The organism is Pseudomonas sp. IT-P395 (assembly GCF_949767675.1).
Lineage (GTDB): Bacteria > Pseudomonadota > Gammaproteobacteria > Pseudomonadales > Pseudomonadaceae > Aquipseudomonas.
This window is the reverse complement of record NZ_CATKPW010000022.1, coordinates 122801-148715: the sequence shown is the minus strand read 5'-3', so window position 1 is coordinate 148715 and position 25915 is coordinate 122801. Positions and strand designations below refer to the sequence as shown.

Here is a 25915-nt window from a genome sequence, read left to right as displayed (position 1 = left end):
CCGCTGTGGATAACTCAGTCCTTCTTGATCTTCTCCGGCCGCTTCCAGCCGTCGATATTCCTCTGCCGCGCTCGGCCAACGGCCAACTGCGCGTTATCCACATTCTGCGTAATGGTCGACCCGGCCGCCGTGGTCGCCCCGGCAGAGATATCCACAGGCGCGACCAACGAATTATTGGAGCCAATGAACACATCAGCACCCAACACGGTTTTCCACTTGTTGGCACCGTCGTAGTTGCAAGTAATGGTGCCCGCGCCGATGTTGGTACGCGCTCCGATCTCGGCATCGCCCAGATAAGTCAGATGTCCCGCCTTGGCGCCTTCGCCCATGTGGGCATTTTTCAGCTCAACGAAGTTACCCACATGCGCGCGTGCTTCAAGCACGGTGCCTGGACGCAGACGCGCGAACGGGCCGGCATCGCTGCCCTCGCCCATAACAGCGCCTTCGATATGACTGTTGGCCTTGATCACCACGCCTTTGCGCAGGGTGCTGTCCTTGATCACGCAATTCGGGCCGATGACCACGTCGTCTTCGATGACAACGTTGCCTTCGAGGATCACGTTGATATCGATCAGCACATCGCGGCCCACGCTGACTTCGCCTCGCACGTCGAAACGCGCCGGGTCACGCAGGGTCACGCCTTGCGCCATCAAGCGACGGCCAGCACGCAACTGGTAATGACGCTCCAGCTCGGACAACTGCTTGCGATCGTTGGCGCCCTGCACTTCCATCGGGTCGTGCGGTTGCTCGGTGGCGACAACCAGACCGTCACTGACTGCCATCTCGATCACGTCGGTCAGGTAGTACTCGCCCTGCGCGTTGTTGTTCGACAGACGGCTCATCCAGTCGGCCAGACGATTGGCCGGAACAGCGAGGATACCGGTGTTGCCTTCAGTGATCGCGCGTTGCGCTTCGCTGGCATCTTTATGCTCAACGATCGCGGCCACCTTGCCGTCAGCATCGCGCACGATGCGGCCATAACCGGTTGGGTCTTCCAGTTCGACAGTGAGCAAACCCATCTGCCCGGGCACGACGTGTTTGAGCAGACGTTGCAGGGTTTCGACTTCGATCAGCGGTACGTCACCGTAAAGAATGAGCACAGTGTCAGCAGTAATGAACGGCACCGCTTGCGCCGTGGCGTGACCGGTACCGAGTTGTTTGTCTTGCAGGACGAAATTCAGATCATCAGCGGCCAGGCGTTCACGCACCACATCGGCGCCATGGCCGATCACGACATGAATGCGTTGTGGCTCAAGTTGCCGGGCGCTGTGGATAACATGACCCAGCATGGAATTGCCGGCAATCGGATGCAGCACCTTCGGCAGGGCTGAACGCATACGGGTGCCTTGACCGGCCGCGAGGATAACGATTTCAAGAGACATGACTGGCTACCAATCCTGGGTGGTCAGCAACTGCGACCGGTTTTTAGGAATTCGGAAAAGAAAAAAGGGTAGCCGAGGCTACCCTTTTTTATCAATCGCACAACAAGTGGCTGACGGATTAACCGCCAAACTTCTTGCGGATCTGCTGGACGGTGCGCAGCTGAGCTGCAGCCTCGGCCAGACGTGCTGACGCAGCGCTGTAGTCGAAATCAGCGCCTTTTTCATGCAGAGCATGCTCAGCAGCCTTGAGAGCGGCTTGAGCCTGAGCTTCATCCAGGTCGGCGGCACGTTGCACAGTGTCGGCAAGCACTTTGACCATGTTCGGCTGAACCTCGAGGAAACCACCAGAGATGTAGAACACCTCGGGTTCCCCGCCTTGCTTGATCAGGCGGATCGGACCTGGCTTCAGATTAGTGATCAGCGGCGCGTGACCCAGAGCGATACCAAGATCACCCAGTGCACCGTGCGCAATCACCATCTCGACCAGGCCGGAAAAGATTTCTCCTTCCGCGCTGACTATATCGCAATGGACTGTCATAGCCATCTGATTGCCTCAACCTAAATTAGCGCCCGTTGCCGGGCGCCGGGATTACAGTTTCTTGGCTTTCTCGATCGCTTCTTCGATGCCGCCAACCATGTAGAACGCTTGTTCTGGCAGGTGGTCGTAGTCACCGTTGAGGATGCCTTTGAAGCCAGCAATGGTGTCTTTCAGGGAAACGTATTTACCCGAAGCACCGGTGAAGACTTCAGCCACGAAGAACGGCTGCGACAAGAAGCGCTGGATCTTACGAGCACGGTTTACCAACTGCTTGTCGGCTTCCGACAGCTCGTCCATACCCAGGATCGCGATGATGTCCTTCAGCTCTTTGTAACGTTGCAGAACGTACTGAACGCCGCGAGCGGTGTCGTAGTGGTCCTGGCCGATTACGTTCGGGTCCAGCTGGCGCGAAGTCGAATCCAGTGGATCTACCGCTGGGTAGATACCCAGGGAAGCGATGTCACGGGACAGAACGACGGTGGCGTCCAAGTGGGCGAAGGTGGTCGCTGGCGACGGGTCGGTCAAGTCATCCGCAGGTACGTATACCGCTTGGATCGAAGTGATCGAACCTTCCTTGGTCGAAGTGATACGTTCTTGCAGAACGCCCATCTCTTCAGCCAGGGTCGGCTGGTAACCTACTGCCGAAGGCATACGGCCCAGCAGTGCGGATACTTCAGTACCGGCCAGGGTGTAACGATAGATGTTGTCGACGAACAGCAGAACGTCGTTACCTTCGTCACGGAACTTCTCGGCCATGGTCAGGCCGGTCAGTGCTACGCGCAGACGGTTACCCGGCGGCTCGTTCATCTGACCGTAAACCAGTGCCACTTTGTCCAGAACGTTGGAGTCCTTCATCTCGTGGTAGAAGTCGTTACCCTCACGAGTACGCTCACCCACACCGGCGAACACGGAATAACCGCTGTGCTCGATGGCGATGTTACGGATCAGTTCCATCATGTTTACGGTTTTGCCTACACCGGCACCACCGAACAGACCGACTTTACCGCCTTTGGCAAACGGGCAAACCAGGTCGATAACCTTGATGCCGGTTTCCAGCAGGTCGTTGCCGCCTGCCTGTTCAGCGAACGAAGGCGCTGGACGGTGAATGCCCCAACGCTCTTCGGTGTCGATCGGGCCAGCTTCGTCGATCGGGTTACCGAGGACGTCCATGATCCGGCCCAGGGTCGCTTTACCGACCGGTACGGAGATGGCTGCGCCAGAATCGGTAACTTCCAGACCGCGCTTCAAGCCCTCGGTGGAACCCATCGCAATGGTGCGAACCACGCCGTCGCCCAGCTGTTGCTGAACTTCCAGAGTGGTTTCAGCCGCGCTCACTACTTTCAGCGCGTTGTAGATGCTCGGTACGCTGTCGCGTGGAAATTCCACGTCGATAACGGCGCCGATGATTTGAACGATACGTCCGCTACTCATAGCTGGATCCTCTGAATATTTGAACCGTTAAACCGCGGCAGCGCCGCCGACGATTTCCGAGATCTCTTGGGTGATCGCAGCCTGACGCGCCTTGTTGTAGATCAGCTGCAAATCGCTGATCAAATCACCGGCGTTGTCGGTAGCGTTCTTCATCGCGATCATCCGCGCAGCTTGTTCAGCCGCGTTGTTCTCGACCACCGCCTGGTAGACCTGCGACTCAACGTAGCGGACCATCAAGCCGTCAAGCAGCTCTTTGGCATCCGGTTCGTAGAGATAGTCCCAGTGGTGCTTGAGATCCTGATCCGGGGTGGCCACCAGTGGAATCAACTGCTCCACGGTAGGCTGTTGCGTCATGGTGTTGATGAACTTGTTGGACACCACGGACAGGCGGTCAATACGGCCGTCCAGGTAGGCATCCAGCATCACCTTGACGCTGCCGATCAGATCATTGATCGACGGCTCTTCACCCAGGTGGCTGATAGCTGCAACGACGTTACCGCCGAAGTTGCGGAAAAAGGCCGCACCTTTGCTACCAACGACACACAGATCAATCTCGACGCCGTTTTCGCGGTTTACCGCCATGTCCTTGACCAGGGCCTTGAACAGGTTGGTGTTCAAGCCGCCGCACAAACCACGGTCACTGCTCACAACGACATAACCCACACGCTTGATTTCGCGGTCGATCATGAACGGGTGGCGGTATTCCGGGTTGGCGTTGGCCAGATGCCCAATTACCTGGCGGATACGCTCCGCATAAGGACGGCTAGCAGCCATGCGCATTTGTGCCTTGCGCATTTTGCTGACCGCCACTTTTTCCATGGCGCTGGTAATCTTTTGCGTGCTTTTGATGCTCGCAATCTTACTGCGAATCTCTTTTGCGCCTGCCATGTAACACCTATCAGGTTAGCAAGCGGGAGCCTCGCGGCTCCCGCTGCGGCTTACCAGGTTTGGGTGGCCTTGAACTTCTCGATACCGGCTTTCATGCCAGCGTCGATTTCGTCATTGAAGTCACCTTTAACGTTGATCTTGGCCATCAAATCGGCGTGATCGCGGTTGAAGAAAGCAATCAGCGCTTGTTCGAAGCTGCCGATCTTGGCGATTTCAATGTCAGTCAGGAACCCACGCTCAGCGGCATACAGCGACAGCGCCATGTCAGCGATCGACATTGGTGCGTATTGCTTCTGCTTCATCAGCTCGGTAACGCGCTGACCATGCTCAAGTTGCTTACGGGTCGCTTCGTCCAGGTCAGAAGCGAACTGGGCGAATGCCGCCAGTTCACGGTACTGAGCCAGAGCGGTACGGATACCACCGGAGAGCTTCTTGATGATCTTGGTCTGAGCGGCACCACCCACACGGGATACCGAAACACCGGCGTTCACTGCAGGGCGGATGCCCGAGTTGAACATGGCCGATTCCAGGAAGATCTGACCGTCGGTGATGGAAATCACGTTGGTCGGAACGAACGCGGAAACGTCGCCAGCCTGGGTTTCGATGATCGGCAGTGCGGTCAGGGAACCGGTTTTGCCGGTCACTGCGCCGTTGGTGAACTTCTCTACGTACTCTTCCGAAACGCGGGATGCGCGCTCCAGCAGACGGGAGTGGAGATAGAACACGTCGCCTGGGTAAGCTTCACGGCCTGGTGGACGGCGCAGCAGCAGGGAAATCTGGCGGTAAGCCACTGCTTGCTTGGACAGATCGTCATAAACGATCAGCGCGTCTTCACCGCGGTCGCGGAAGAATTCACCCATGGTGCAACCGGAGTACGGTGCCAGGAATTGCAGCGCAGGAGATTCCGAAGCACTGGCAGCCACGATGATCGTGTTGGCCAGGGCGCCGTTTTCTTCCAGCTTGCGAACCACGTTGGCGATGGTCGATTGTTTCTGACCGATGGCTACGTAGACGCAGAAAATGCCGCTGTCTTTCTGGTTGATGATCGCGTCGATCGCCAGAGCGGTTTTACCGATCTGACGGTCACCGATGATCAGCTCACGCTGGCCACGGCCGACAGGGATCATGGCATCGACAGCCTTGTAGCCAGTCTGTACAGGCTGGTCTACCGACTTACGCCAGATCACGCCCGGAGCAACTTTCTCGACCGCGTCGGTCAAGGTGTTGCCCAGTGGACCTTTGCCGTCAACAGGGTTACCCAGTGCGTCGACTACGCGACCCAGCAGTTCCTTACCAACCGGAACTTCGAGGATGCGGCCGGTGCACTTGGCGCTCATGCCTTCAGCCAGAGACTGGTAAGCGCCCAATACAACGGCACCTACGGAGTCTTGCTCCAGGTTGAGAGCCATACCGTAGACGCCGCCCGGAAACTCGATCATCTCGCCGTACATAACATCGGCCAGACCGTGAATCCGCACGATGCCGTCAGATACGCTGACGACAGTGCCTTCGTTACGGGCTTGGGAGGTCACATCGAGCTTGTCGATGCGGCCCTTGATAATTTCACTTATTTCGGAAGGATTGAGTTGCTGCATTGCTCTGCTGCCCCTTCAAACTCAAGATTTCAATGCTTCGGCAAGTTTCGCGATTTTGCCGCGAATCGAGCCATCGATAACCAGGTCGCCGGCGCGGATAACGACACCACCTATAAGGGCAGCATCCTCCGCAACTTGCAGGCGCACTTCCCGGTTGAGTCGTGCACTGAGAACCTTGGCGAGTTTGTCTTGCTGTTCTTGGTTCAATGCAAAAGCACTGGTCACTTCAACGTCTACCGACTTCTCTTGTTCGGCCTTGTACAGGTCGAAAAGAGCGGCAATCTCCGGCAGAAGCGGGAGACGGTCGTTTTCGGCAACGACATTGATGAAGTTCTGTGCCTTGGCATCAAACTTGTCGCCGCACACGTCAATAAACGTGGCGGCCTTTTCTGCGCTCGTCAGTCGCGGGGCCTTGAGCACGCGCTGCATGGTGTCATCTTGTGACACCGCTGCAGCCAGGCCGAGCATGGCTGACCAATTGGCCAGTTGCTGGTGGGCCTGAGCGTGCTCGAAGGCCGCCTTAGCGTAAGGTCGGGCCAACGTGGTCAGTTCTGCCATGATCGCCCTCGCTTAGATTTCAGCAGCCAGTTGGTTAACCAGCTCTGCGTGCGCGTTTTGATCGATTGTGGCACCCAGGATCTTCTCGGCGCCGCCAACAGCCAGCAAGCCCACTTGGGCACGCAGCTTGTCTTTGACACTGTTCAGTTCCTGTTCGATCTCGGCTTGAGCCTGAACCTTCACACGGTCAGCATCGACACGGGCCTTTTCAACGGCCTCTTCGACAATCTGGTTACCGCGTTTCTTGGCTTGCTCGATGATTTCAGCTGCCTGAGCTTTCGCTTCGCGCAGTTGCTGACCCGCTTTTTCTTGGGCCAACTCCAGGTCGCGAGCTGCACGGCTGGCAGCGTCCAGACCATCAGCGATCTTCTTTTGACGTTCGTGCAGAGCAGCGATGACCGGAGGCCATACATACTTCATGCAGAACAGTACAAAAATCAGGAACGCAACGGACTGGCCAATCAGGGTCGCATTAATGTTCACGCCAACACCTCGCAGTTACGTTGTCCATCACATCAAATTACTCGGAAGAATCCGGGTAATTAGCCAGCGATCTGACCAACGAACGGGTTCGCAAAGGTGAAGAACAGAGCGATACCAACACCGATCATGGTTACGGCGTCGAGCAGACCGGCAACGATGAACATTTTAACTTGCAGCATTGGAACCATTTCTGGCTGACGCGCTGCGCCTTCCAGGAACTTGCCGCCCAGCAGGCCGAAACCAATTGCGGTACCCAGTGCGCCCAGGCCGATCAACAGTGCAACAGCGATAGCGGTTAGACCAACTACAGTTTCCATCTTTCCTCCCGACTTTTACGTCGTATGGTTTAGGTTTTTTAGATTAAAGCGGTAAAACAAATCGTTTCAGGTGCCCTGTGAAGAGCCCCTTCCCGTTTGACCGGGAAGGACATCAGACTAGTCGAGACTGGTCTTAATGGTTTTCTTCGTGCGCCATCGACAGGTAGACGATGGTCAGCATCATGAAGATGAACGCCTGCAGCGTGATGATCAGGATGTGGAACACAGCCCACGCCCACTGCAGAACAACGCCCAGGCCGCTCAGCCAGAGCAGACCGCTGCCGAACATCACAGCGATCAGAATGAACACCAGCTCGCCGGCATACATGTTGCCGAACAGACGCAGAGCCAGAGAGATCGGTTTGGCGATCAGGGTCACGAATTCCAGCAGGAAGTTCACCGGGATCAGCAGGGCTTGAACGAAGATGTTCTTGCTGCCGAACGGGTGCAGGGTCAGTTCGCCGATGAAGCCGCCGAAGCCCTTGACCTTGATGCTATAGAAAATGATCAGTGCGAAAACCGAGAACGCCATGCCCAGGGTCGCGTTCGGGTCGGTAGTCGACACGGCGCGGAACGGGATGTGGTGGTCGCCGGAGATCAGGATGGCCAGCTGAGGAATCCAGTCGACCGGTACCAGGTCGACGGCGTTCATCAGGAACACCCAGACGAAGATGGTCAGTGCCAGCGGTGCAATCACCGGGCTACGGCCATGGAAGCTGTCTTTCACGCTGCCATCGACGAATTCGACCAATACTTCAACGAAGTTCTGCAAAGCACCCGGCTGACCCGAAGTCGCTTTCTTTGCCGCCATGCGGAAAAGAAGTACGAAGATCAGACCCAACGCGACCGACCAGCCGAGAGTATCGACGTGGAAAGCCCAGAAGCCCATTTCTTTGGCTTCTGCTGCGGTATGGGCAAAGCCCCAGCCGCCGTTAGGTAGCTGACCGAAGGTCAGGTTCTGCAAGTGGTGCTGGATATAGCCCGAAGCGGTTGTTTCTGCCATGGTTGCCTCAAACGCCCTAAGGTCTCGAAAGTCTTGTTCTCATCAGCAGGGGAGCGAACCAGCTGACCGACTGAGTCAGCACGAACGCGCCGAATACAGCTATCGGCGCCAGTGGCTTCACACCTGCAAACACCAGTGCAAAGAGCACTGCCGTCAAAATCAGTTTGCCTGCCTCGCCGGCATAAAATGACCGGACGATGGACTGGGCTGCTCGGGCGCCGGAAAACCGAAATGCCTTGTGAGCGAAATAAACATTGGGCAGCAAGGCTATCAGGCCTCCGCAAAGTCCCGAGTATCCGGCAACGACTCCATGCCATTGCCAGAGCGCCAAAGCGGCAATGAGCAAAATGACAAATTGAGCCATTAACACCGGAAAAACCGCCAGGCGATGGAACGGCAGGCGGTTTGGCTTGCGGGTTTCCATCACGTTTGCTCTCCAATGGTCGGCTGCCAGAATTCAATAACTTGGCATAATTTGTGCCGACAAAATGCGCGCAGAGTATAGGGGCGGTTCTGCCCCTATTCAACTGTCAGGTAGTGATTTCCGACTGCGCGCTACATGAGGAAATGTTTCAGCGGATGTGTGCGAGCACACCTTGAAGCTCATCGAGGGAGTTGTAACCGATCACCAACTGACCCTTTCCCTTCTTGCCGTGGCGAATCTGCACCGCAGAGCCTAGGCGCTCGGCCAGACGCTGTTCGAGACGAGCGATATCCGGGTCGGGTTTGGTCGCCTCCACAGGCTCCGGTTTGCCACTCAACCACTGACGAACCAGTGCCTCAGTTTGGCGCACAGTGAGACCGCGTGCGACAACATGTCGCGCCCCTTCTACCTGTTGATTGTCCGGCAGACCGAGCAATGCACGGGCGTGACCCATTTCCAGGTCGCCGTGGGACAGCATGGTCTTGATGACTTCCGGCAACGCAATAAGCCGCAACAGGTTAGCCACAGTGACGCGGGACTTACCCACAGCCTCGGCAACTTGTTGCTGAGTGAGCTGGAATTCCTGCTGCAAACGCTGCAGAGCCACCGCTTCTTCGATCGGATTGAGGTCTTCGCGCTGGATGTTCTCGATCAGCGCGATGGCGATTGCGGTTTCATCCGGCACATCGCGGACCATCGCCGGGATGGTTTCCTGGCCGGCTTGCTGACTCGCGCGCCAGCGACGTTCACCGGCGATGATCTCGAAGCGGCCACCGCCAATCGGGCGCACCACGATCGGCTGCATTACGCCTTGCGCCTTGATCGACGCTGCCAGTTCTTCCAGCGCCTGCGGATCCATGTCACGGCGCGGCTGGTATTTACCGCGCTGCAGCAGATCCAGCGGCAGATGTTGCAACTCACGGGTGTCAGCCTGCGCGGCTTGTTCTTCCAGCGCGCTGACGGTCGGACCACTCAGCAGTGCATCCAGTCCACGTCCGAGACCTCGTTTCTTGACGGCCATGGGGATTCCTTAAGTTGCCTGAGCGGCGGCGATGCGTGAATTTTTGCGCTGACGGCGAACCATCTCGCCGGCCAGGGCCAGATAAGCCAGGGCGCCACGCGATTGTTTGTCGTAGGCCAGCGCCGGCATGCCGTAGCTCGGCGCTTCGGCCAGACGGATGTTGCGCGGGATCACCGTGTCGTAGAGCTGCTCGCCGAAGTGTTCCTTGAGCTGCGCCGAAACGTCATTCATCAGGCTCAGGCGCGGGTCATACATGGTCCGCAGCAGGCCTTCGACTTTCAGGTTCGGATTGAGCAGTTCGGCGATGCGCTTGATGTTATCCACAAGGTCGCTCAGCCCTTCGAGCGCAAAGTACTCGCACTGCATGGGGATAATGACCCCATCGGCGGCGACCAATGCGTTCAGCGTAAGCATCGACAGCGACGGCGGGCAGTCGATCAAAATGTAATCGTAGTTTTCGCGGATCGGCGCCAGCGCGCTGCGCAGACGGCTTTCCTTCATCTGCATTTCCAGCAGCACCACTTCGGCCGCCGTCAAATCGCGGTTGGCCGGCAGCAGTTGATAACCGCCGTGCTCGGAATAGTGCATGGCCTGGGCCAGATCGCATTCGCCGATCAGCAGGTCGTAGACCGAGTTTTCCAGGCCGTGTTTATCCACACCGCTACCCATGGTGGCGTTGCCCTGTGGATCGAGATCGATCAACAGCACCCGGCGCTTGGTCGCGACCAGGGATGCTGCGAGGTTGATGCAGGTGGTGGTCTTGCCCACACCACCCTTCTGGTTCGCTATCGCGAATACCTTAGCCATTCTTGCTTGTGTTCCCAATCATGCCGTGCGGCGCAGTATCAGCAGATGGCGTTGGCCTTGGCAACCGGGTACGGCCAGGGCGTGTTCGCTATCGAGTTTGAAGTCTGCCGGCAATGCTACCAGCTCATCGGCCGGATGAACGCCCTTCATTGCCAGCCAGCGTGTATCGGCATCGCCGAGGTGGCGAGTCCAGTTGGTGAAGTTTTCCATGCTGCTGAACGCCCGGGAAATGATCCCGTTGAACGGCTGCGCAGGCTGGAACGCTTCGACACGACTGTGGATAACTTGCAGGTTATCCAGTTTGAGTTCGAGTTTGACCTGAGTCAGGAAGCGGGTTTTCTTGCCGTTGCTGTCCAGACAGGTCACTTGCGAGTCTGGATACAAAATCGCCAACGGGATTCCCGGCATGCCGCCGCCGCTGCCAACGTCAAGCCAGCGACCATTTTCAATGAACGACATCACGCTGAGACTATCGAGCAAGTGCCGCGAAACCATTTGGTCCGGATCGCGCACGGCGGTCAGGTTGTAGGCCTGGTTCCATTTGATCAACAGGGCCAGATAACCCAGCAGCAATTCGTGCTGGGTTTCAGTGAGATTGACACCGAGCTCGCGGGCTCCTGTGGATAACTCTTCGGCGTGTTGCGAAGTGACCTTAGAACTCAAGCGCTTTGCTCCAACTGACGGCCCGCGCCGCGTTTTTTCAAATGAATCATCAACAGCGAAATCGCTGCCGGGGTCACACCCGGGATCCGCGAAGCCTGGCCCAGCGTCTCTGGTCGAGTCGCGCCGAGCTTGCTCTGGATCTCCTTGGAGAGACCGGAAATGTTGGTGTAATCGATATCCACAGGCAATTTCGTGTCTTCACTGGCGCGCAGACGGGCGATTTCGTCCTGTTGACGATCAATGTAACCGGCGTATTTGGTCTTGATTTCAACCTGCTCGGCGACCTGTGGATCTTCCGCGCCGTTGCCGGTCACTTCGACCAGACCAGCGTAGTCGATTTCCGGACGACTCAAGAGGTTGAGCAAGTTGTATTCGTGAGTCAGCGGCGTGCCGAATTTCTCGGCAATCGCATCGCCCTGCTGCGTGTTCGGGCGAACCCAAGTGCTTTTCAGGCGCTGTTCTTCCAGCTCGATGCTTTCGCGTTTCTTGCAGAAGGCCGCCCAACGGGCGTCATCGACCAGACCGAGTTCGCGACCTTTTTCGGTCAGACGCAGGTCGGCGTTGTCTTCGCGCAGAATCAGGCGGTACTCGGCACGGGAAGTGAACATGCGGTACGGCTCTTGAGTGCCAAGGGTGATCAGGTCGTCGACCAAAACGCCGATGTACGCCTCATCGCGACGCGGGCACCAGGCTTCTTTGCCCTTGGCGCGCAGTGCGGCGTTGGCGCCAGCGAGCAAACCTTGGGCGCCGGCTTCTTCGTAACCGGTGGTGCCGTTGATTTGCCCGGCGAAGAACAGACCGCCAATGACTTTGGTTTCCAGGCTGTACTTCAGGTCGCGCGGATCGAAGTAGTCGTACTCGATGGCATAGCCCGGACGCACGATGTGTGCGTTTTCCATGCCGCGGATCGATTGCACGATCTGCAATTGCACGTCGAACGGCAAGCTTGTGGATATCCCGTTCGGGTACAGCTCATGGGTGGTCAAACCTTCCGGTTCGATAAACACCTGATGGCTTTCCTTGTCGGCAAAGCGGTGGATCTTGTCTTCGATCGACGGGCAATAACGCGGACCGATGCCTTCGATTTCACCGGCAGCCGAATACATCGGCGAACGATCGAGGTTCGCGGCAATGATTTCGTGGGTGCGGGCGTTGGTGTGCGTAATCCAGCAGCTCACTTGGCGTGGATGCTGTTCTTTGTTGCCCATGAACGACATCACCGGGATCGGCGTATCGCCGGGCTGCTCGGTCATTACCGAGAAATCCACAGACTTGCCGTCGATACGCGGCGGTGTACCGGTTTTCAGGCGACCGACCCGCAGTGGCATTTCACGCAGACGGTGAGCCAGCGCGATCGACGGTGGATCACCGGCTCGACCGCCGGAAAAATTCTGCAAACCGATGTGGATAAGTCCGCCGAGGAAGGTACCGGTGGTCAACACCACGGAATCGGCGAAGAAGCGCAGACCCATTTGCGTGACAACACCGCGGACTTGTTCCTGTTCGACGATCAGATCGTCAGCAGCTTGTTGAAATATCCACAGGTTCGGCTGGTTTTCCAGGATTTCACGGACAGCGGCTTTGTACAGAATCCGGTCAGCTTGCGCACGGGTCGCCCGTACGGCTGGGCCTTTGCGGCTGTTCAACACGCGAAACTGGATGCCGCCCAAATCGGTGGCCATGGCCATCGCGCCGCCGAGGGCATCGATTTCCTTGACCAGATGGCTTTTGCCAATGCCACCAATGGCCGGGTTGCAACTCATGGCTCCGAGGGTTTCCACGTTATGCGTCAGCAACAGGGTTTTTGCCCCCATACGTGCTGAGGCCAGTGCTGCCTCGGTACCGGCATGACCGCCGCCGATGACGATCACTTCAAAACGGGAAGGGAAATCCACCACGCACCTCGTGCCTGCTTAAGTAGGTAATTCAGGAATAGTTTGAGATCAGGTTTCTGGACCTGGTCGACAAGTATAGGGACTTCGCCCTTCCTAAAGAACCCTTTGCACAAAATTTAACCAGCTGTGGAGAACTCGAGGTTAAAAGAATAAAAAAGAGAGAAATTTATAAAACCTTTGTTTTTATGTTTATTTTTACTGAGGCACGTTTCTGTGGATAGATCGCTACAGGCCTTTATATTCAATATGTACAGAGATTCAAAACCCTGTGACCATGTGCCAATGAGGACCTTGGATAACCGGTTTAAGCCTGTGGATGAAAGGGGTGTTTATCCACAGGGGCGGTTATGTCCAGTTTTCAGGCCCTGTTATCAACTGCCCTTAGTGGCAGTTATTCACAGGGCTTAATCCACAGAAAAACGATACAACGGCTTTTTCACAGCGCAAAAAAAAACGCCAGCGAGGGTTCGCTGGCGACAAAGAAGCCGATGGAGGGAAGTGCGAGGGCTATTGTGAGAGAACGTAACAGGGGCTAATAATAGGCATTATCATTAACTCATCAGTTTTTCCCCATGTCCCTACCCGCCCACACTGCTGCGATCGAGCAAATCTACGAGCAACACCATTCGTGGCTATATGGCTGGCTCAAGGGCAAATTGCATGACGCCTGCGATGCGGCCGATGTAGCGCATGACACGTTTGTGCGGATTCTCGCGGCGCGCAACGCCGCGCATATTCGTGAACCACGGGACTATCTGGCGACTGTTGCACGCGGGCTGGTGATCGATCGTTATCGCAGGAAGGCTATCGAAGCTGCGTATTTGCAGACCGTGGCAGCTCGACCGCAAGCCACCGCCATCAGCGAGGAAGACAAGGCGCTGATCATCGAAACTCTGGTCGCTGTGGATAAAGCCTTGGCGGGGCTCGGCCCCAGAAGCCAACAGATTTTCATGCTGTCGCAGATCGATGGCCGGACTTATCAACAGATCGCCCTGCAGCTAAAGGTTTCGCTGACCACGGTGAAGAAACACATGATCCGTGCCCTGACGGAATGTGCCCTGATCATGGCGCAACATTGATGGCCATCGCTCCCGATCGCCAGGTTTTCGAAGCCGCCGCCAGTTGGTATGTGCAGTTTCAGGCGGACCCGCCGACGCTCGCCGAACAGAAGGCCTGGCAGCTGTGGATAGACAGTGATCCAGCGCACCTGGCGGCATGGAACCAGATGGAACAACTGCAGCGCCACCTCGGTACGTTGCCGCCTGATTTGAAACGTCGCGCCCTGAATACCGGACAGCAACGACGCCAGGTGCTCAAGTTGTTGCTACTCGCTGCGGGGACGGGGTTCGTTGGCTGGAATGTTCAGCAACACACATCGCTGGGGAATGTCTGGTCCGACTATAAAACTGGCGTTGGCCAGCGTCGCAACCTGACATTGGCTGATGGCAGTCAGATTCAGCTCAACACTGACACTGCCATTGACGTGTCTTTTGATCCGACGCAGCGGCTGATTCGCCTGCACTCCGGCGAGATCCTGATTCAAACCGGCAAACTTGGCGATCAACGGCCCTTTTTCGTCGACACCCATGATGGCCGGATTCAAGCGCTGGGCACCCGGTTTTCCGTACATCAGTTATCGGAGTCTACCCGGGTCGGTGTGCTGGAAGACCGGATCAGCGTTCAGCCTGCTGATCTATCAACAGCCGCAATTATTCTGAACGCAGGCGAAGGGGCCGACTTTGATCGTCGACACATCGGGCTCACTCATCCCTTCAAATCCACGGAAGTGGCGTGGACCAATGGCCAGTTGATTGTGCTCAATGCACGCTTGGGCGACGTGATTGAAGAATTGGGCCGCTATCGCCGCGGTGTTTTGCACTGCGATAACCGCGTGCGGGATCTGCGGGTATCCGGCACATTCCGGCTCGACTCCACCGATGCAGTGCTGGCCAATCTTCAGGCTTCGCTGCCAATCGACGTGCGCTATTTCACCCGTTACTGGGTCTCGATCAGCCACAGCGCTTGATCGAAATGTCACTTGGGGAAAATAAATCGACAACAGGGTTATCTTTTTTTGCCCTGACCCGGCCCTACAGGTAATCGCGATAAACGCGGCTCTTTGCCACCTTCAGGGCTAATCCACACATGCGTCTTTCCACGTTTCGTCAGCGTTTTTCCTACCACTGCATTGCTTACAGCCTACTGATGACCAGCGCTGCGTCCTGCCTGGTGATTAGCCATAACGCGATCGCTGCAACGGTCGCCCAGCGTTATGCCATTGCCGCCGGCCCGCTGGACAATGCCTTGAGCCAGTTCGCCTCCGCTTCGAATGTAATCCTGTCGTTCTCGCCGCAACAGACCAGCCGTTTGCGCAGTGCCGGTTTGAACGGCGATTTCACCGTCGATCAGGGTTTCGCCCAACTGCTGCAAGGCTCGGGGTTGCAAGCCGTACCACAGGCGCCGGGCAGTTACATTTTGCAGGCACTGCCCAACGGCGACGCACTGGAATTGGCCCCGACCAACATTAACGGTCAGTTGGCCAATCCGATGAATCTGGATTACGCCGCCGACGTCGGATACAAGGCGCAGAACAGCCGGATCGGTACGAAAACCAGTACGCCATTGTCGGAAACACCGCGTTCCGTGTCCGTCGTCACTGCCCAGCGCATGAAAGATCAGAAATCTCAGACACTCACTGAAGTACTCGGCTACGTTCCGGGAATCTTCGCGCCACCCTTTGCCGCCGGCGACAGTCTGGCTGGAGACCTGTTCTACATTCGCGGTTTCAACGCTACCGATTATGGCTACGGTCTTTTGCGCGATGGACTACGCGTACAGGGCAATCGTTATGACACCAGCACCGAGCCTTACGGACTTGAGCGGGTCGAGATTTTCCGCGGCCCGTCTTCTCTGTTGTATGGGGAAAACGCACCGGGCGGTCTGGTCAATCTTGTTAGCAAACGTCCGACCGCTGCACCGCAGGGCGAAGTGCAATTGGGTTATGGCTCGAACAATCGCCGGCAGATCGGCGTCGATGTCTCCGGTCCACTCAATGACAGCGGCAACGTTCTCGGGCGGGTGGTGATGCTTGGGCGCAAGTCGGACACCCAGACCGATCATGTCCCGGACGACCGGATCTACATCGCGCCATCCCTGACCCTGAATTTCGATGATTTCAACACGCTGACTCTGCTGGCCAACTACCAGAAGGATCACACCAACATGGAACTTGGCCTACCGGCGGCCGGTACTTTGCTGACAAATCCCAACGGCAAGTTATCCAAAGGCACCCTGCTCGGCGACCCGGACTGGAACACTTTCGAACGGGAAACCTGGAGCACCGGTTACGAGTTCAGCCACTCGTTCAACGACGATTGGCAGTTCCGTCAGAACTCGCGCTACATGCAGTCGCGCATTACCCGTCACGAAACCTGGCCGGGCAACCTCAACAACGCCGGGTTTGGCACACGCCTGAACATGACTGCGTACGATCGCTTCAACAAGTCGATGGTGTACTCGCTGGATAACCAGCTGGAAGGCAAGTTCCAGGTCGGCGGTCTGGAGAACACCGTGTTGTTCGGCGCCAGCTACGACCGTACCTCGTTCAATCAGGACTGGAACGCTGGCATCGTCGGGCCGATCGATGTGTATAACCCGGTGTACCTACGTGACCCGACGACACCGATTGCTGTGCAAAACACCTTGCTCGAGCAACAGATGAAAGGTGTTTATGCACAGATCCAAAGCAAGTACGACCATTGGTTGTTTCTGCTCGGTGGCCGTCAGGACTGGGTCGACAGTGATTTCCGCGACAAGGTCGCCCAGTCGAGCGACATCAGTTCCGAGGACAAGAAGTTCACCTATCAGGGCGGCGTGATGTACCAGTTCGACAACGGCATGACGCCGTATGTCAGCTATTCCACCTCGTTCGTACCGGTGCAGCAGATTTCCAATGCCGGCGCACCGCTCGACCCGATCACCAGCAGCCAATACGAAGTGGGTCTGAAATACGAACCGATCGGCTGGGATACTGCGTTTACCGCTTCGGTGTACGACCTGCGCAAAAAGGACGACACCTACTTCGACTCGACGACAGCGACCTACCGCCAGGTCGGCGAAAGCCGTTCCAAAGGTGTGGAACTGGAACTGAACAGCAATCTGACCCAGAACCTCAATGTGACAGCGGCCTACACCTACACCGATGCGCGGATTACCAAAGATGCCGCGACGTCATTGGTCAAAGGCCATCAAATGACCGGAGTGCCACGTAATCAGGCTTCGGTCTGGACGAAATACCGATTCCTCGATGGCGACTTGAAAGGCCTGTATGTCGGCGGTGGTGTGCGTTACTTCGACAGTGCCTTCGCCTACACCTCGCCTTCTCTGTACGGCAAGCTCGATGCCGGCGATGTCACGTTGGTGGATGCGGCGATCGGCTATCAGATCGATACGAATTGGAGCGTCGATCTGAACGCGAAAAACCTGTTCGACAAGGAATATGTGTCGGGATGCAACGATGCTGGTCGTTGTTATTGGGGCGAAGATCGCACCTTGCTGGGGACGGTGTCTTACAACTGGTAAAGCAAAAAAGGGGCTGTGGATAAATATTCCACAGCCCCTTTTGTTATTTGCCGATGCAGAAGCTGGAAAAGATCCTTCCCAGCAGATCATCGGAGCTGAACGCCCCGGTGATTTCACCCAGAGAATGCTGGGCCTGACGCAAATCTTCGGCGAGCAATTCGCCGGCGCCGGCCAATGTCAGTTGCGCGCGGCCGTGTTCCAACGCGGCGCTGGCGTGACGTAATGCCTCCAAATGGCGGCGACGTGCACTGAAGCTGCTTTCCGAAGTTTGCTCGTAACCCATGCAGGCTTTGAGATGGTCACGCAGCAAGTCCAGCCCTTCACCGGCCGACTTGGCACTCAGACTGATCGTCACATGCCCGTCTTCACTGGTTTCGAGGGCAATTGCTTCGCCCGTCAGATCCGCTTTGTTGCGGATCAGGGTAACTTTCGCCGGATCCGGACGGGTCTCGAGGAATTCCGGCCACAATGCAAACGGGTCCAATGCTTCCGGAGCGGTCGCATCGACCACCAGCAACACCCGATCGGCTTCACCAATAGCCTTCAATGCCCGTTCAACACCGATCTTTTCCACATGATCATCGGTATCACGCAGCCCTGCAGTATCGACAACATGCAACGGCATGCCGTCGATGTGGATATGTTCGCGCAGGATATCCCGCGTGGTGCCGGCAATCTCCGTCACGATGGCAGCTTCGCGACCGGCTAAAGCATTCAACAGGCTGGACTTGCCGGCATTCGGACGACCGGCGATCACCACGGTCATGCCATCGCGCAACAAAGCGCCCTGCCCGGCTTCACGCAGTACTGTGGATAACTCGTTGCGCACTTTGTCGAGCATGTTCAACACATGGCCATCGGCGAGGAAGTCGATTTCCTCTTCCGGAAAGTCGATGGCGGCTTCGACGTAGATACGCAAACCGATCAACTGCTCGGTCAAGTTATGCACACGTTGGGAAAATGCACCCTGCAATGAGCGCAGGGCATTACGCGCAGCCTGTGCCGAACTGGCCTCGATCAAATCGGCAATCGCCTCGGCCTGGGCCAGGTCGAGTTTGTCATTGAGGAAAGCACGTTCACTGAATTCACCCGGACGGGCCAAACGGCAACCCAACTCCAGGCAACGCTTGAGCAACATATCCAGAACGATCGGGCCGCCGTGGCCTTGCAGTTCCAGCACGTCTTCGCCGGTGAAAGAGTTCGGTCCCGGGAAATACAGGGCCAGGCCCTCGTCCAGGACTTGCTGGTCGTCACTGAAAAACGGCCCGTAATGGGCGTAACGCGGTTTCAGCTCACGGCCGCTGATGGCTTTGGCTGCAACACTGGCCAGCGGCCCGGAAATACGGACGATGCCCACACCGCCGCGACCCTGAGCGGTGGCGACGGCGGCGATGGTTTCACGAGGTGTGCTCATAAACCGGAATCCAGACAAAAGTGGCAGATAGCAAAACGCCCCACTAGGGGGCGTTTTGAGTGGTGTTATCCACAGTGCAAGTTACGCCTCGGCTTTTTTCGTCGCCGCTTCGATCTTACGCGTGATGTACCACTGTTGTGCAATCGACAGGCAGTTGTTCACAACCCAGTACAGCACCAGACCTGCCGGGAACCACAGGAAGAAGAAGGTGAAGATGATTGGCATCATTTTCATGACCTTCGCCTGCATCGGATCCGGAGGAGTCGGGTTCAGCTGCTGCTGAATGAACATGGTTGCGCCCATGATGATCGGCAGAATGAAGAACGGATCCTTGATCGACAGGTCAGTGATCCACAGCATGAAAGGCGCCTGGCGCATTTCCACGCTTTCCAGCAGAACCCAGTACAGCGAAAGGAAAACCGGCATCTGCACGAGGATCGGCAAGCAGCCGCCCAGCGGATTGATCTTCTCTTTCTTGTACAGCTCCATCATGGCTTGCGACATTTTCTGCCGGTCATCGCCATGTTGCTCTTTCAGAGCAGCCAGTTTCGGCGCAACAGCACGCATGCGCGCCATCGATTTGTAGCTGGCAGCCGACAGCGGGAAGAAAATACCCTTGATCAGCATGGTCAGGAAGATGATCGACCAGCCCCAGTTACCGACAATGGCGTGGATGTGTTGCAGCAGCCAGAAGATTGGCTGGGCAATGAACCACAGAATGCCGTAGTCGACGGTCAGTTCCAGACCTGGGGACAACTCTTTCAGCACAGCCTGGCTTTTCGGACCGGCGTACAGCACAGCGCTGGTTTCAACTTTGGCACCCGGAGCAGCGGTCAGTGTCGGACCGGTGTAACCGATGATGTAGTTGCCTTTGCTGTCTTTACGGGTCTGGACGATGTTGTTTTCGCCCTTGGCCGGAATCCACGCGGTCACGAAGTAGTGTTGCAGCCAGGCTACCCAGCCACCGGTGACGGTTTCTTTCAGCTGCGCCTTGTCCATGTCCTTCATGGACACTTTCTTGTACGGCTCCGAACTTGTCCACAGGGCGGCGCCCAGGTAAGTCGCGGTGCCAGTAGCAGTAGTGGACGAAGGATCAGCGCTGTTGTCGCGTTTCAACTGAGCAAACATTGCGCCGTTCCAGGGCTGAGCGCTCTGGTTATCCACAATGTAGGAAACGGCTACGTCATACAGGCCGCGTTTCAGGGTGAAACGCTTGATGTAGTTGACGCCGTCCTTGCTGAACTTCAGGTCGACGACCAGTTGGTCCTGACCGTCAGCCAGTTGATAAGTCTTCTTCTCCGAAGAGTAGACCGGACGACCGGCCGGATTTGCATCCGGGCCATTGGTGCCGATCAGACCGCTTTGGGCCAGATAAACACGTTCGCCACCGTTATCGAACAGTTGGAACGGCACATCAGGACGATCCTGACGACGTGGATACAGAGGCAAGGTCAGTTGAGCGACATCGCCACCTTGTGGATCGATCGCGAGATCGAGCACGTCGGTTTTGATCTGGATCAGATCCTTGCTGGCGGCTACCGGCGTTTCGGCAGGTGCGCTGGTATCGCTAGCGGCGCGCGGAATATCGTCACTGGCGGCAGCATTATTGCCAGTGGCGGTGTCCGGCAAACCGGATGTAGTCGTACTGGAAGCAACATTCTGAGTCGGCAGGGCAGCCTGACCATAGTCCTGGTTCCATTTAAGGACCATAACGTAGGCCACGATTGCCAGGGCGACGATCAGGATCGTGCGTTTGATATCCATGATTACTCGGCCATCGAAGAAGAACGGGAGGTAGGGATAGGTGGAACCGGGTCATAACCACCGGGATTCCACGGATGACAGCGACCTAAACGACGAAAGGCCAGCCAGCCACCGCGCAGAAGGCCATGATTTTCGATGGCTTCTAACGCGTAGCAGGAACAACTGGGGTAGAAACGACAGTGGTTGGCCATTAAAGGACTAATGGCATAGCGATAAAACTGGATCGGAACGAGGGCCAGTTTACGCATCTGGACTGTCTACCCCTACAGTTTCGGTTTTGACTTCTGGAACGGGCTTGCTGCGTGCAAGACGCTTCCAGAGTTTGCCGAAATGCTGAATCAATTCGGGGTTTTCTACATCGCCCAGACCTTTGCGCGCGACGATAACGATATCCCAGCCGACCAGTGAATCCTGGTGCAGACGGAATGATTCGCGCATCAAACGTTTGAGGCGATTGCGCTCAACGGAGAGCTTTACGCTCTTTTTCCCGATAACCAGCCCGAGACGGGGGTGATCAAGATCGTTGTTGCGTGCAAGGAGCAGGAGATTTTTCCCCGGAACCTTGCCGGTAGGGGAGTCAAAGACTGCCTTGAAATGCCGGGGGGTAAGCAGACGCTTTTCCCGACTGAAGTCCTGACTCACCTCCAGTACCGGATTATCAAACTGCCAGACGCGCACGACCTTTGGCGCGACGACGCGACAGGACTGCGCGGCCGTTCTTGGTAGCCATGCGAGCACGGAAACCGTGGGTACGAGCGCGTTTGATAGTGCTTGGTTGGAAAGTACGTTTCATTGTCGTGTTACCTGGTTCGTCCACAACGGGCCGGAATGGCCCCCGTTTTAAGAGACCGGGGATTCTAGAGAAAGCAAGCCTTCAGGTCAATTTCCAACCAACGTTTCCTTATAAATAGATCTCGAGGTGTTCTTTGCCCGATCACCTGCTCGCCATACATAAAAATAAAGAAGGGAATTATTTAAAGCTTTTCTGTAAAGCTTATAAAAGCTAGGCACACCGTCTTCTGTGGATAAGTGGCATTAGCCCTTGTTTGACGTGATGTACAGAGAATGACAACCACAGTGGAAAACCGTGTTCAGCCTGTGCTGCACTGTCGGATAACCTGTGTGTGGAATGGCATGTTATCCACAGGCAGGTTATCCACCGAGTTCAACCCCCAGTTGTCCAGTGCCCTTAGTGGCGGTTATCCACAGAGCTTATTCACACACCGTTGGTCGTTTTTTTAGCGGTTAACGCGTTGATAAATCATGGTCACCGGGCAACCTGCATGTGGATAAGTGGACGGCTCGCCGCTACAATGGCCGCTTGTTTTTGCCTCACCGGCTTTCAACTTAGGGGATATCCGTGTCAGTGGAACTTTGGCAGCAGTGCGTGGAGCTTTTGCGCGAGGAGCTGCCTGCCCAACAATTCAACACCTGGATCCGTCCACTACAGGTCGAAGCCGAAGGCGACGAGTTGCGCGTCTACGCACCGAACCGTTTTGTGCTGGAATGGGTCAACGAAAAGTACCTGGGTCGTGTCCTTGAGCTGCTGGATGAGCATGGCAACGGCATGGCGCCAGCGCTCTCCTTATTAATAGGCAGCAAACGCAGTTCCGCTCCGCGTGCCGCACCGAACGCGCCGCTTGCAGCCGCGCAGGTTTCCCAGCAGGCCCAGGCAAATGCCACGCCTGTGAGTACGCTGGCACCCACCCAGACGTCAGCGCCGGCAGCCAAGCGTTCGACGCAGAAAAGCCCAGAAGTCAGCGATGAACCGTCTCGCGACAGTTTCGACCCGATGTCCGGTGCCGCTTCCCAGCAAGCCCCGGTCCGCGCCGAACAGCGTACCGTGCAGGTCGAAGGCGCGCTCAAGCACACCAGTTACCTGAACCGCACCTTCACCTTCGAAAACTTCGTCGAAGGTAAATCCAACCAGCTCGCCCGCGCGGCGGCCTGGCAAGTGGCGGATAACCCGAAGCACGGCTACAACCCACTCTTCCTTTATGGTGGCGTTGGCCTGGGTAAAACTCACTTGATGCACGCGGTGGGTAACCACCTGTTAAAGAAGAACCCGAATGCCAAGGTCGTGTACCTGCATTCCGAGCGTTTCGTCGCCGACATGGTCAAGGCGCTGCAACTGAATGCGATCAACGAGTTCAAGCGTTTCTACCGTTCGGTGGATGCCTTGCTGATCGACGACATTCAGTTCTTTGCTCGCAAGGAGCGTTCGCAGGAAGAGTTTTTCCACACTTTCAACGCCCTGCTTGAAGGTGGCCAGCAGGTCATTCTCACCAGTGACCGCTACCCGAAAGAAATCGAAGGCCTTGAAGAGCGCCTCAAATCCCGCTTCGGCTGGGGCCTGACGGTTGCCGTCGAGCCGCCGGAACTGGAAACGCGCGTGGCGATCTTGATGAAGAAGGCCGACCAGGCCAAAGTCGACTTGCCGCACGACGCCGCGTTCTTCATTGCCCAGCGTATTCGCTCCAACGTCCGTGAGCTGGAAGGCGCGTTGAAACGCGTGATCGCCCACTCGCACTTCATGGGCCGCGACATCACCATCGAGCTGATTCGCGAATCCCTGAAAGACCTGTTGGCGTTGCAGGACAAACTGGTCTCTGTGGATAACATTCAGCGCACCGTCGCTGAGTACTACAAGATCAAGATCTCGGACCTGCTGTCCAAGCGCCGTTCGCGCTCGGTAGCGCGTCCGCGTCAGGTAGCCATGGCGTTGTCCAAGGAGCTGACCAACCACAGCCTGCCGGAAATCGGCGATGTGTTTGGCGGCCGTGACCACACCACCGTGCTGCACGCCTGCCGCAAGATCAACGAACTTAAGGAATCCGACGCGGACATCCGCGAGGACTACAAGAACCTGCTGCGTACACTGACCACTTGATGAACACCAGCGCAGCTTATTAAGGCAAGGGACTAGACCATGCATTTCACCATTCAACGCGAAGCCCTGTTGAAACCCCTGCAACTGGTCGCAGGCGTCGTCGAGCGTCGACAGACCTTGCCGGTACTGTCCAACGTGCTGTTGGTAGTCGAAGGCCAGCAACTGTCGCTGACCGGTACCGATCTTGAGGTCGAACTGGTCGGTCGTGTGCAACTCGAGGAGCCGGCAGAAACAGGTTCCATCACCGTGCCTGCGCGCAAGCTGATGGATATCTGCAAAAGCCTGCCCAACGACGCGCTGATCGACATCAAGGTCGACGAGCAGAAGCTGGTGGTAAAAGCCGGCCGTAGCCGTTTCACCCTGTCGACATTGCCGGCCAACGATTTCCCGACCGTTGAAGAAGGCCCGGGTTCGCTGACCTGCAGCCTCGAGCAAAGCAAACTGCGTCGCCTGATCGAACGCACCAGCTTCGCCATGGCTCAGCAGGACGTGCGTTACTACCTCAACGGCATGTTGCTGGAAGTGTCCGAGGGCATCATCCGCGCTGTGGCCACCGACGGTCACCGTTTGGCCATGTGCTCGATGAAAGCCGATATCGGCCAGCCGGATCGTCACCAGGTGATCGTGCCGCGCAAAGGTATCCTCGAACTGGCGCGTCTGCTCACCGAGCCGGACGGCAATGTCAGCATCGTGCTGGGTCAGCACCACATCCGCGCGACCACCGGCGAATTCACCTTCACCTCGAAACTGGTCGACGGCAAATTCCCGGACTACGAGCGCGTGTTGCCTAAGGGCGGCGACAAGCTGGTATTGGGCGATCGTCAGGCGCTGCGCGAAGCGTTCAGCCGTACCGCGATTCTGTCCAACGAGAAGTACCGTGGTATCCGTCTGCAGCTGGCCAGCGGTCAGTTAAAGATCCAGGCCAACAACCCGGAGCAGGAAGAAGCGGAAGAAGAAGTGGGCGTTGAATACAACGGCGGCTCCCTGGAAATCGGCTTCAACGTGAGCTACTTGCTCGACGTGCTGGGCGTGATGACCACCGAGCAGGTTCGCCTGATCCTGTCCGACTCCAACAGCAGTGCGCTGGTGCAAGAGTCGGACAACGACGATTCGGCTTACGTTGTCATGCCGATGCGTCTGTAATCAGCTGACTCTGGATGTCCTTAAGTCGTGTTTCGGTCACCGCGGTGCGCAATCTGCACCCGGTGACCTTCTCCCCCTCCCCCCGCATCAACATTCTTTACGGCGCCAACGGCAGCGGCAAAACCAGTGTTCTGGAAGCCATTCATCTGCTGGGGCTTGCCCGTTCGTTTCGTAGCACGCGGCTTTTGCCGGTCATCCAATACGAGCAGCTCGCCTGTACCGTGTTCGGTCAGGTCGAACTGGCCGAGGGTGGGCATAGCGCTTTGGGTATCTCGCGCGACCGTCAGGGCGAATTCCAGATACGCATCGACGGCCAGAACGCCCGCAGCGCAGCGCAACTGGCAGAGATCCTGCCGCTGCAGTTGATCAACCCCGACAGCTTCCGTCTGCTTGAAGGCGCGCCGAAGATTCGCCGGCAGTTTCTCGATTGGGGTGTGTTCCACGTCGAGCCGCGGTTCATGGCCACCTGGCAGCGTTTGCAGAAGGCCTTGCGCCAGAGAAACTCCTGGCTGCGGCATGGTACACTTGACGCCGTTTCGCAAGCGGTTTGGGACAGGGAACTGTGCCAGGCCAGCGCTGAAATCGATGAATACCGCCGCGCTTACATCAAAGCCTTGAAACCAGTCTTTGAACAAACCTTGAGCGAACTGGTTGAGCTCGAAGGTTTGACGCTCAGCTATTACCGAGGCTGGGACAAAGACCGGGAATTGAGTGCCGTACTGGCCGGATCCCTGCAACGGGATCAGCAAATGGGTCATACCCAGGCCGGACCGCAACGGGCTGATTTGCGTCTTAGATTGGGTGCACACAACGCCGCGGACATTTTGTCCCGGGGTCAGCAGAAGTTGGTGGTCTGTGCACTGCGGATTGCCCAAGGGCATCTGGTCAGCCAGGCCCGCCGCGGTCAGTGTATTTATCTGGTGGATGACTTGCCGTCCGAGCTGGACGAGAGCCACCGTCGCGCGCTGTGCCGCTTGCTGGAAGACTTACGCTGCCAGGTGTTCATCACCTGTGTAGATCACGAATTATTGAGGGAAGGCTGGCAGACGGAAACGCCAGTCGCTCTGTTCCACGTGGAACAGGGCCGTATCACCCAGACCCACGACCATCGGGAGTGA

Annotated in this window: 25 protein-coding genes; 6 read left to right on the top strand and 19 right to left on the bottom strand. The window is 56.9% G+C overall.

The window, feature by feature from the left end; genetic code table 11:
• Nucleotides 1–14 precede the first annotated feature (14 nt).
• The 14 genes from glmU to mnmG all read right to left on the bottom strand — a co-directional run bounded on the left by glmU (nt 15) and on the right by mnmG (nt 13005).
• Nucleotides 15–1382 (bottom strand): bifunctional UDP-N-acetylglucosamine diphosphorylase/glucosamine-1-phosphate N-acetyltransferase GlmU, encoded by a 1368-nt coding sequence (gene glmU, locus ACM6IN_RS15940; RefSeq protein WP_095113138.1) that lies wholly within the window; start codon nt 1380–1382, stop codon nt 15–17.
• A 118-nt stretch (nt 1383–1500) separates the two neighbouring features.
• Nucleotides 1501–1926, bottom strand: coding sequence for a F0F1 ATP synthase subunit epsilon (locus ACM6IN_RS15935; RefSeq protein WP_007911962.1), 426 nt, complete (start codon nt 1924–1926; stop codon nt 1501–1503).
• 45 nt (nt 1927–1971) lie between these two features.
• The gene (atpD, locus tag ACM6IN_RS15930) at nt 1972–3351 is read right to left on the bottom strand and encodes a F0F1 ATP synthase subunit beta (RefSeq protein ID WP_007911961.1); all 1380 of its coding nucleotides are present in this window, start codon (nt 3349–3351) and stop codon (nt 1972–1974) included.
• A 27-nt stretch (nt 3352–3378) separates the two neighbouring features.
• Nucleotides 3379–4239 carry a F0F1 ATP synthase subunit gamma gene (atpG, locus tag ACM6IN_RS15925; protein ID WP_007911960.1) on the bottom strand — a complete coding sequence of 287 codons (861 nt, stop codon included), beginning with the start codon at nt 4237–4239 and terminating at the stop codon, nt 3379–3381.
• Nucleotides 4240–4289: 50 nt separating this feature from the next.
• Entirely contained in the window at nt 4290–5834 is a 1545-nt protein-coding gene (gene atpA / locus ACM6IN_RS15920) for a F0F1 ATP synthase subunit alpha (RefSeq protein WP_007911958.1), read from the bottom strand.
• A 21-nt stretch (nt 5835–5855) separates the two neighbouring features.
• Entirely contained in the window at nt 5856–6392 is a 537-nt protein-coding gene (locus ACM6IN_RS15915; protein ID WP_007911956.1) for a F0F1 ATP synthase subunit delta, read from the bottom strand.
• Nucleotides 6393–6404: 12 nt separating this feature from the next.
• Nucleotides 6405–6875 carry a F0F1 ATP synthase subunit B gene (locus ACM6IN_RS15910; RefSeq protein ID WP_003229781.1) on the bottom strand — a complete coding sequence of 157 codons (471 nt, stop codon included), beginning with the start codon at nt 6873–6875 and terminating at the stop codon, nt 6405–6407.
• A 59-nt stretch (nt 6876–6934) separates the two neighbouring features.
• Complete coding sequence (gene atpE / locus ACM6IN_RS15905) at nt 6935–7192, bottom strand: F0F1 ATP synthase subunit C (protein ID WP_003097235.1); 258 nt, start codon at nt 7190–7192, stop codon at nt 6935–6937.
• Nucleotides 7193–7325: 133 nt separating this feature from the next.
• Nucleotides 7326–8195, bottom strand: coding sequence for a F0F1 ATP synthase subunit A (gene atpB / locus ACM6IN_RS15900; protein WP_007911917.1), 870 nt, complete (start codon nt 8193–8195; stop codon nt 7326–7328).
• 16 nt (nt 8196–8211) lie between these two features.
• Complete coding sequence (locus ACM6IN_RS15895) at nt 8212–8619, bottom strand: F0F1 ATP synthase subunit I (RefSeq protein ID WP_003229783.1); 408 nt, start codon at nt 8617–8619, stop codon at nt 8212–8214.
• A 148-nt stretch (nt 8620–8767) separates the two neighbouring features.
• Nucleotides 8768–9640: a ParB/RepB/Spo0J family partition protein gene (locus ACM6IN_RS15890; protein WP_034152184.1), complete on the bottom strand. Its 873-nt coding sequence runs from the start codon at nt 9638–9640 to the stop codon at nt 8768–8770.
• Nucleotides 9641–9649: 9 nt separating this feature from the next.
• Complete coding sequence (locus tag ACM6IN_RS15885) at nt 9650–10447, bottom strand: ParA family protein (RefSeq protein ID WP_007911909.1); 798 nt, start codon at nt 10445–10447, stop codon at nt 9650–9652.
• 18 nt (nt 10448–10465) lie between these two features.
• The gene (gene rsmG, locus ACM6IN_RS15880; RefSeq protein ID WP_414916337.1) at nt 10466–11110 is read right to left on the bottom strand and encodes a 16S rRNA (guanine(527)-N(7))-methyltransferase RsmG; all 645 of its coding nucleotides are present in this window, start codon (nt 11108–11110) and stop codon (nt 10466–10468) included.
• Nucleotides 11107–13005, bottom strand: a complete 1899-nt coding sequence (gene mnmG, locus ACM6IN_RS15875) for a tRNA uridine-5-carboxymethylaminomethyl(34) synthesis enzyme MnmG (protein ID WP_007911904.1) — start codon at nt 13003–13005, stop codon at nt 11107–11109. The genes rsmG and mnmG overlap by 4 nt, the downstream gene beginning before the upstream one ends.
• 572 nt (nt 13006–13577) lie before the next feature.
• Here mnmG and ACM6IN_RS15870 point away from each other — a divergent pair.
• The 3 genes from ACM6IN_RS15870 (at nt 13578) to ACM6IN_RS15860 (ending at nt 17586) form a co-directional block, all read left to right on the top strand.
• Nucleotides 13578–14084, top strand: a complete 507-nt coding sequence (locus ACM6IN_RS15870; protein ID WP_095113137.1) for a sigma-70 family RNA polymerase sigma factor — start codon at nt 13578–13580, stop codon at nt 14082–14084.
• A complete protein-coding gene (locus tag ACM6IN_RS15865) occupies nt 14084–15031 on the top strand; it encodes a FecR domain-containing protein (protein WP_414916336.1) in 948 nt (315 codons plus the stop codon). Before ACM6IN_RS15870 ends, ACM6IN_RS15865 begins: the two co-directional genes overlap by 1 nt.
• A 119-nt stretch (nt 15032–15150) precedes the next feature.
• Nucleotides 15151–17586 carry a TonB-dependent siderophore receptor gene (locus ACM6IN_RS15860; protein ID WP_414916335.1) on the top strand — a complete coding sequence of 812 codons (2436 nt, stop codon included), beginning with the start codon at nt 15151–15153 and terminating at the stop codon, nt 17584–17586.
• Nucleotides 17587–17629: 43 nt separating this feature from the next.
• Here ACM6IN_RS15860 and mnmE read toward each other — a convergent pair whose 3' ends face one another.
• From mnmE to rpmH, 5 genes are all read right to left on the bottom strand, one after another.
• Nucleotides 17630–19000, bottom strand: a complete 1371-nt coding sequence (gene mnmE / locus ACM6IN_RS15855; RefSeq protein ID WP_007911892.1) for a tRNA uridine-5-carboxymethylaminomethyl(34) synthesis GTPase MnmE — start codon at nt 18998–19000, stop codon at nt 17630–17632.
• Nucleotides 19001–19081: 81 nt separating this feature from the next.
• Complete coding sequence (gene yidC / locus ACM6IN_RS15850) at nt 19082–20764, bottom strand: membrane protein insertase YidC (RefSeq protein WP_007911890.1); 1683 nt, start codon at nt 20762–20764, stop codon at nt 19082–19084.
• Nucleotides 20765–20766: 2 nt separating this feature from the next.
• The gene (gene yidD, locus ACM6IN_RS15845) at nt 20767–21012 is read right to left on the bottom strand and encodes a membrane protein insertion efficiency factor YidD (protein WP_077430980.1); all 246 of its coding nucleotides are present in this window, start codon (nt 21010–21012) and stop codon (nt 20767–20769) included.
• On the bottom strand, nt 21005–21406 hold the full coding sequence (rnpA, locus tag ACM6IN_RS15840) for a ribonuclease P protein component (protein WP_042704971.1): 402 nt from the start codon (nt 21404–21406) through the stop codon (nt 21005–21007). Before rnpA ends, yidD begins: the two co-directional genes overlap by 8 nt.
• A 16-nt stretch (nt 21407–21422) precedes the next feature.
• Nucleotides 21423–21557, bottom strand: a complete 135-nt coding sequence (gene rpmH, locus ACM6IN_RS15835; RefSeq protein WP_003213577.1) for a 50S ribosomal protein L34 — start codon at nt 21555–21557, stop codon at nt 21423–21425.
• A gap of 567 nt (nt 21558–22124) precedes the next feature.
• Here rpmH and dnaA point away from each other — a divergent pair.
• From dnaA to recF, 3 genes are read left to right on the top strand one after another with little or no spacing between them, the layout of a single operon-like run.
• A complete protein-coding gene (gene dnaA, locus ACM6IN_RS15830) occupies nt 22125–23654 on the top strand; it encodes a chromosomal replication initiator protein DnaA (RefSeq protein WP_414916334.1) in 1530 nt (509 codons plus the stop codon).
• A 39-nt stretch (nt 23655–23693) separates the two neighbouring features.
• Nucleotides 23694–24797, top strand: coding sequence for a DNA polymerase III subunit beta (gene dnaN / locus ACM6IN_RS15825; protein WP_007911887.1), 1104 nt, complete (start codon nt 23694–23696; stop codon nt 24795–24797).
• A 14-nt stretch (nt 24798–24811) separates the two neighbouring features.
• The gene (recF, locus tag ACM6IN_RS15820) at nt 24812–25915 is read left to right on the top strand and encodes a DNA replication/repair protein RecF (RefSeq protein ID WP_007911886.1); all 1104 of its coding nucleotides are present in this window, start codon (nt 24812–24814) and stop codon (nt 25913–25915) included.

What these genes read in the sequence shown, in the direction of transcription:
- glmU (WP_095113138.1), bottom strand. Translation starts at nt 1,382, where the DNA reads ATGTCTCTTGAAATCGTTATCCTCGCGGCCGGTCAAGGCACCCGTATG.
- ACM6IN_RS15935 (WP_007911962.1), bottom strand. Translation starts at nt 1,926, where the DNA reads ATGGCTATGACAGTCCATTGCGATATAGTCAGCGCGGAAGGAGAAATC.
- atpD (WP_007911961.1), bottom strand. Translation starts at nt 3,351, where the DNA reads ATGAGTAGCGGACGTATCGTTCAAATCATCGGCGCCGTTATCGACGTG.
- atpG (WP_007911960.1), bottom strand. Translation starts at nt 4,239, where the DNA reads ATGGCAGGCGCAAAAGAGATTCGCAGTAAGATTGCGAGCATCAAAAGC.
- atpA (WP_007911958.1), bottom strand. Translation starts at nt 5,834, where the DNA reads ATGCAGCAACTCAATCCTTCCGAAATAAGTGAAATTATCAAGGGCCGC.
- ACM6IN_RS15915 (WP_007911956.1), bottom strand. Translation starts at nt 6,392, where the DNA reads ATGGCAGAACTGACCACGTTGGCCCGACCTTACGCTAAGGCGGCCTTC.
- atpE (WP_003097235.1), bottom strand. Translation starts at nt 7,192, where the DNA reads ATGGAAACTGTAGTTGGTCTAACCGCTATCGCTGTTGCACTGTTGATC.
- atpB (WP_007911917.1), bottom strand. Translation starts at nt 8,195, where the DNA reads ATGGCAGAAACAACCGCTTCGGGCTATATCCAGCACCACTTGCAGAAC.
- ACM6IN_RS15895 (WP_003229783.1), bottom strand. Translation starts at nt 8,619, where the DNA reads ATGGAAACCCGCAAGCCAAACCGCCTGCCGTTCCATCGCCTGGCGGTT.
- ACM6IN_RS15890 (WP_034152184.1), bottom strand. Translation starts at nt 9,640, where the DNA reads ATGGCCGTCAAGAAACGAGGTCTCGGACGTGGACTGGATGCACTGCTG.
- ACM6IN_RS15885 (WP_007911909.1), bottom strand. Translation starts at nt 10,447, where the DNA reads ATGGCTAAGGTATTCGCGATAGCGAACCAGAAGGGTGGTGTGGGCAAG.
- ACM6IN_RS15870 (WP_095113137.1), top strand. Translation starts at nt 13,578, where the DNA reads ATGTCCCTACCCGCCCACACTGCTGCGATCGAGCAAATCTACGAGCAA.
- ACM6IN_RS15865 (WP_414916336.1), top strand. Translation starts at nt 14,084, where the DNA reads ATGGCCATCGCTCCCGATCGCCAGGTTTTCGAAGCCGCCGCCAGTTGG.
- ACM6IN_RS15860 (WP_414916335.1), top strand. Translation starts at nt 15,151, where the DNA reads ATGCGTCTTTCCACGTTTCGTCAGCGTTTTTCCTACCACTGCATTGCT.
- mnmE (WP_007911892.1), bottom strand. Translation starts at nt 19,000, where the DNA reads ATGAGCACACCTCGTGAAACCATCGCCGCCGTCGCCACCGCTCAGGGT.
- yidC (WP_007911890.1), bottom strand. Translation starts at nt 20,764, where the DNA reads ATGGATATCAAACGCACGATCCTGATCGTCGCCCTGGCAATCGTGGCC.
- yidD (WP_077430980.1), bottom strand. Translation starts at nt 21,012, where the DNA reads ATGCGTAAACTGGCCCTCGTTCCGATCCAGTTTTATCGCTATGCCATT.
- rpmH (WP_003213577.1), bottom strand. Translation starts at nt 21,557, where the DNA reads ATGAAACGTACTTTCCAACCAAGCACTATCAAACGCGCTCGTACCCAC.
- dnaN (WP_007911887.1), top strand. Translation starts at nt 23,694, where the DNA reads ATGCATTTCACCATTCAACGCGAAGCCCTGTTGAAACCCCTGCAACTG.
- recF (WP_007911886.1), top strand. Translation starts at nt 24,812, where the DNA reads ATGTCCTTAAGTCGTGTTTCGGTCACCGCGGTGCGCAATCTGCACCCG.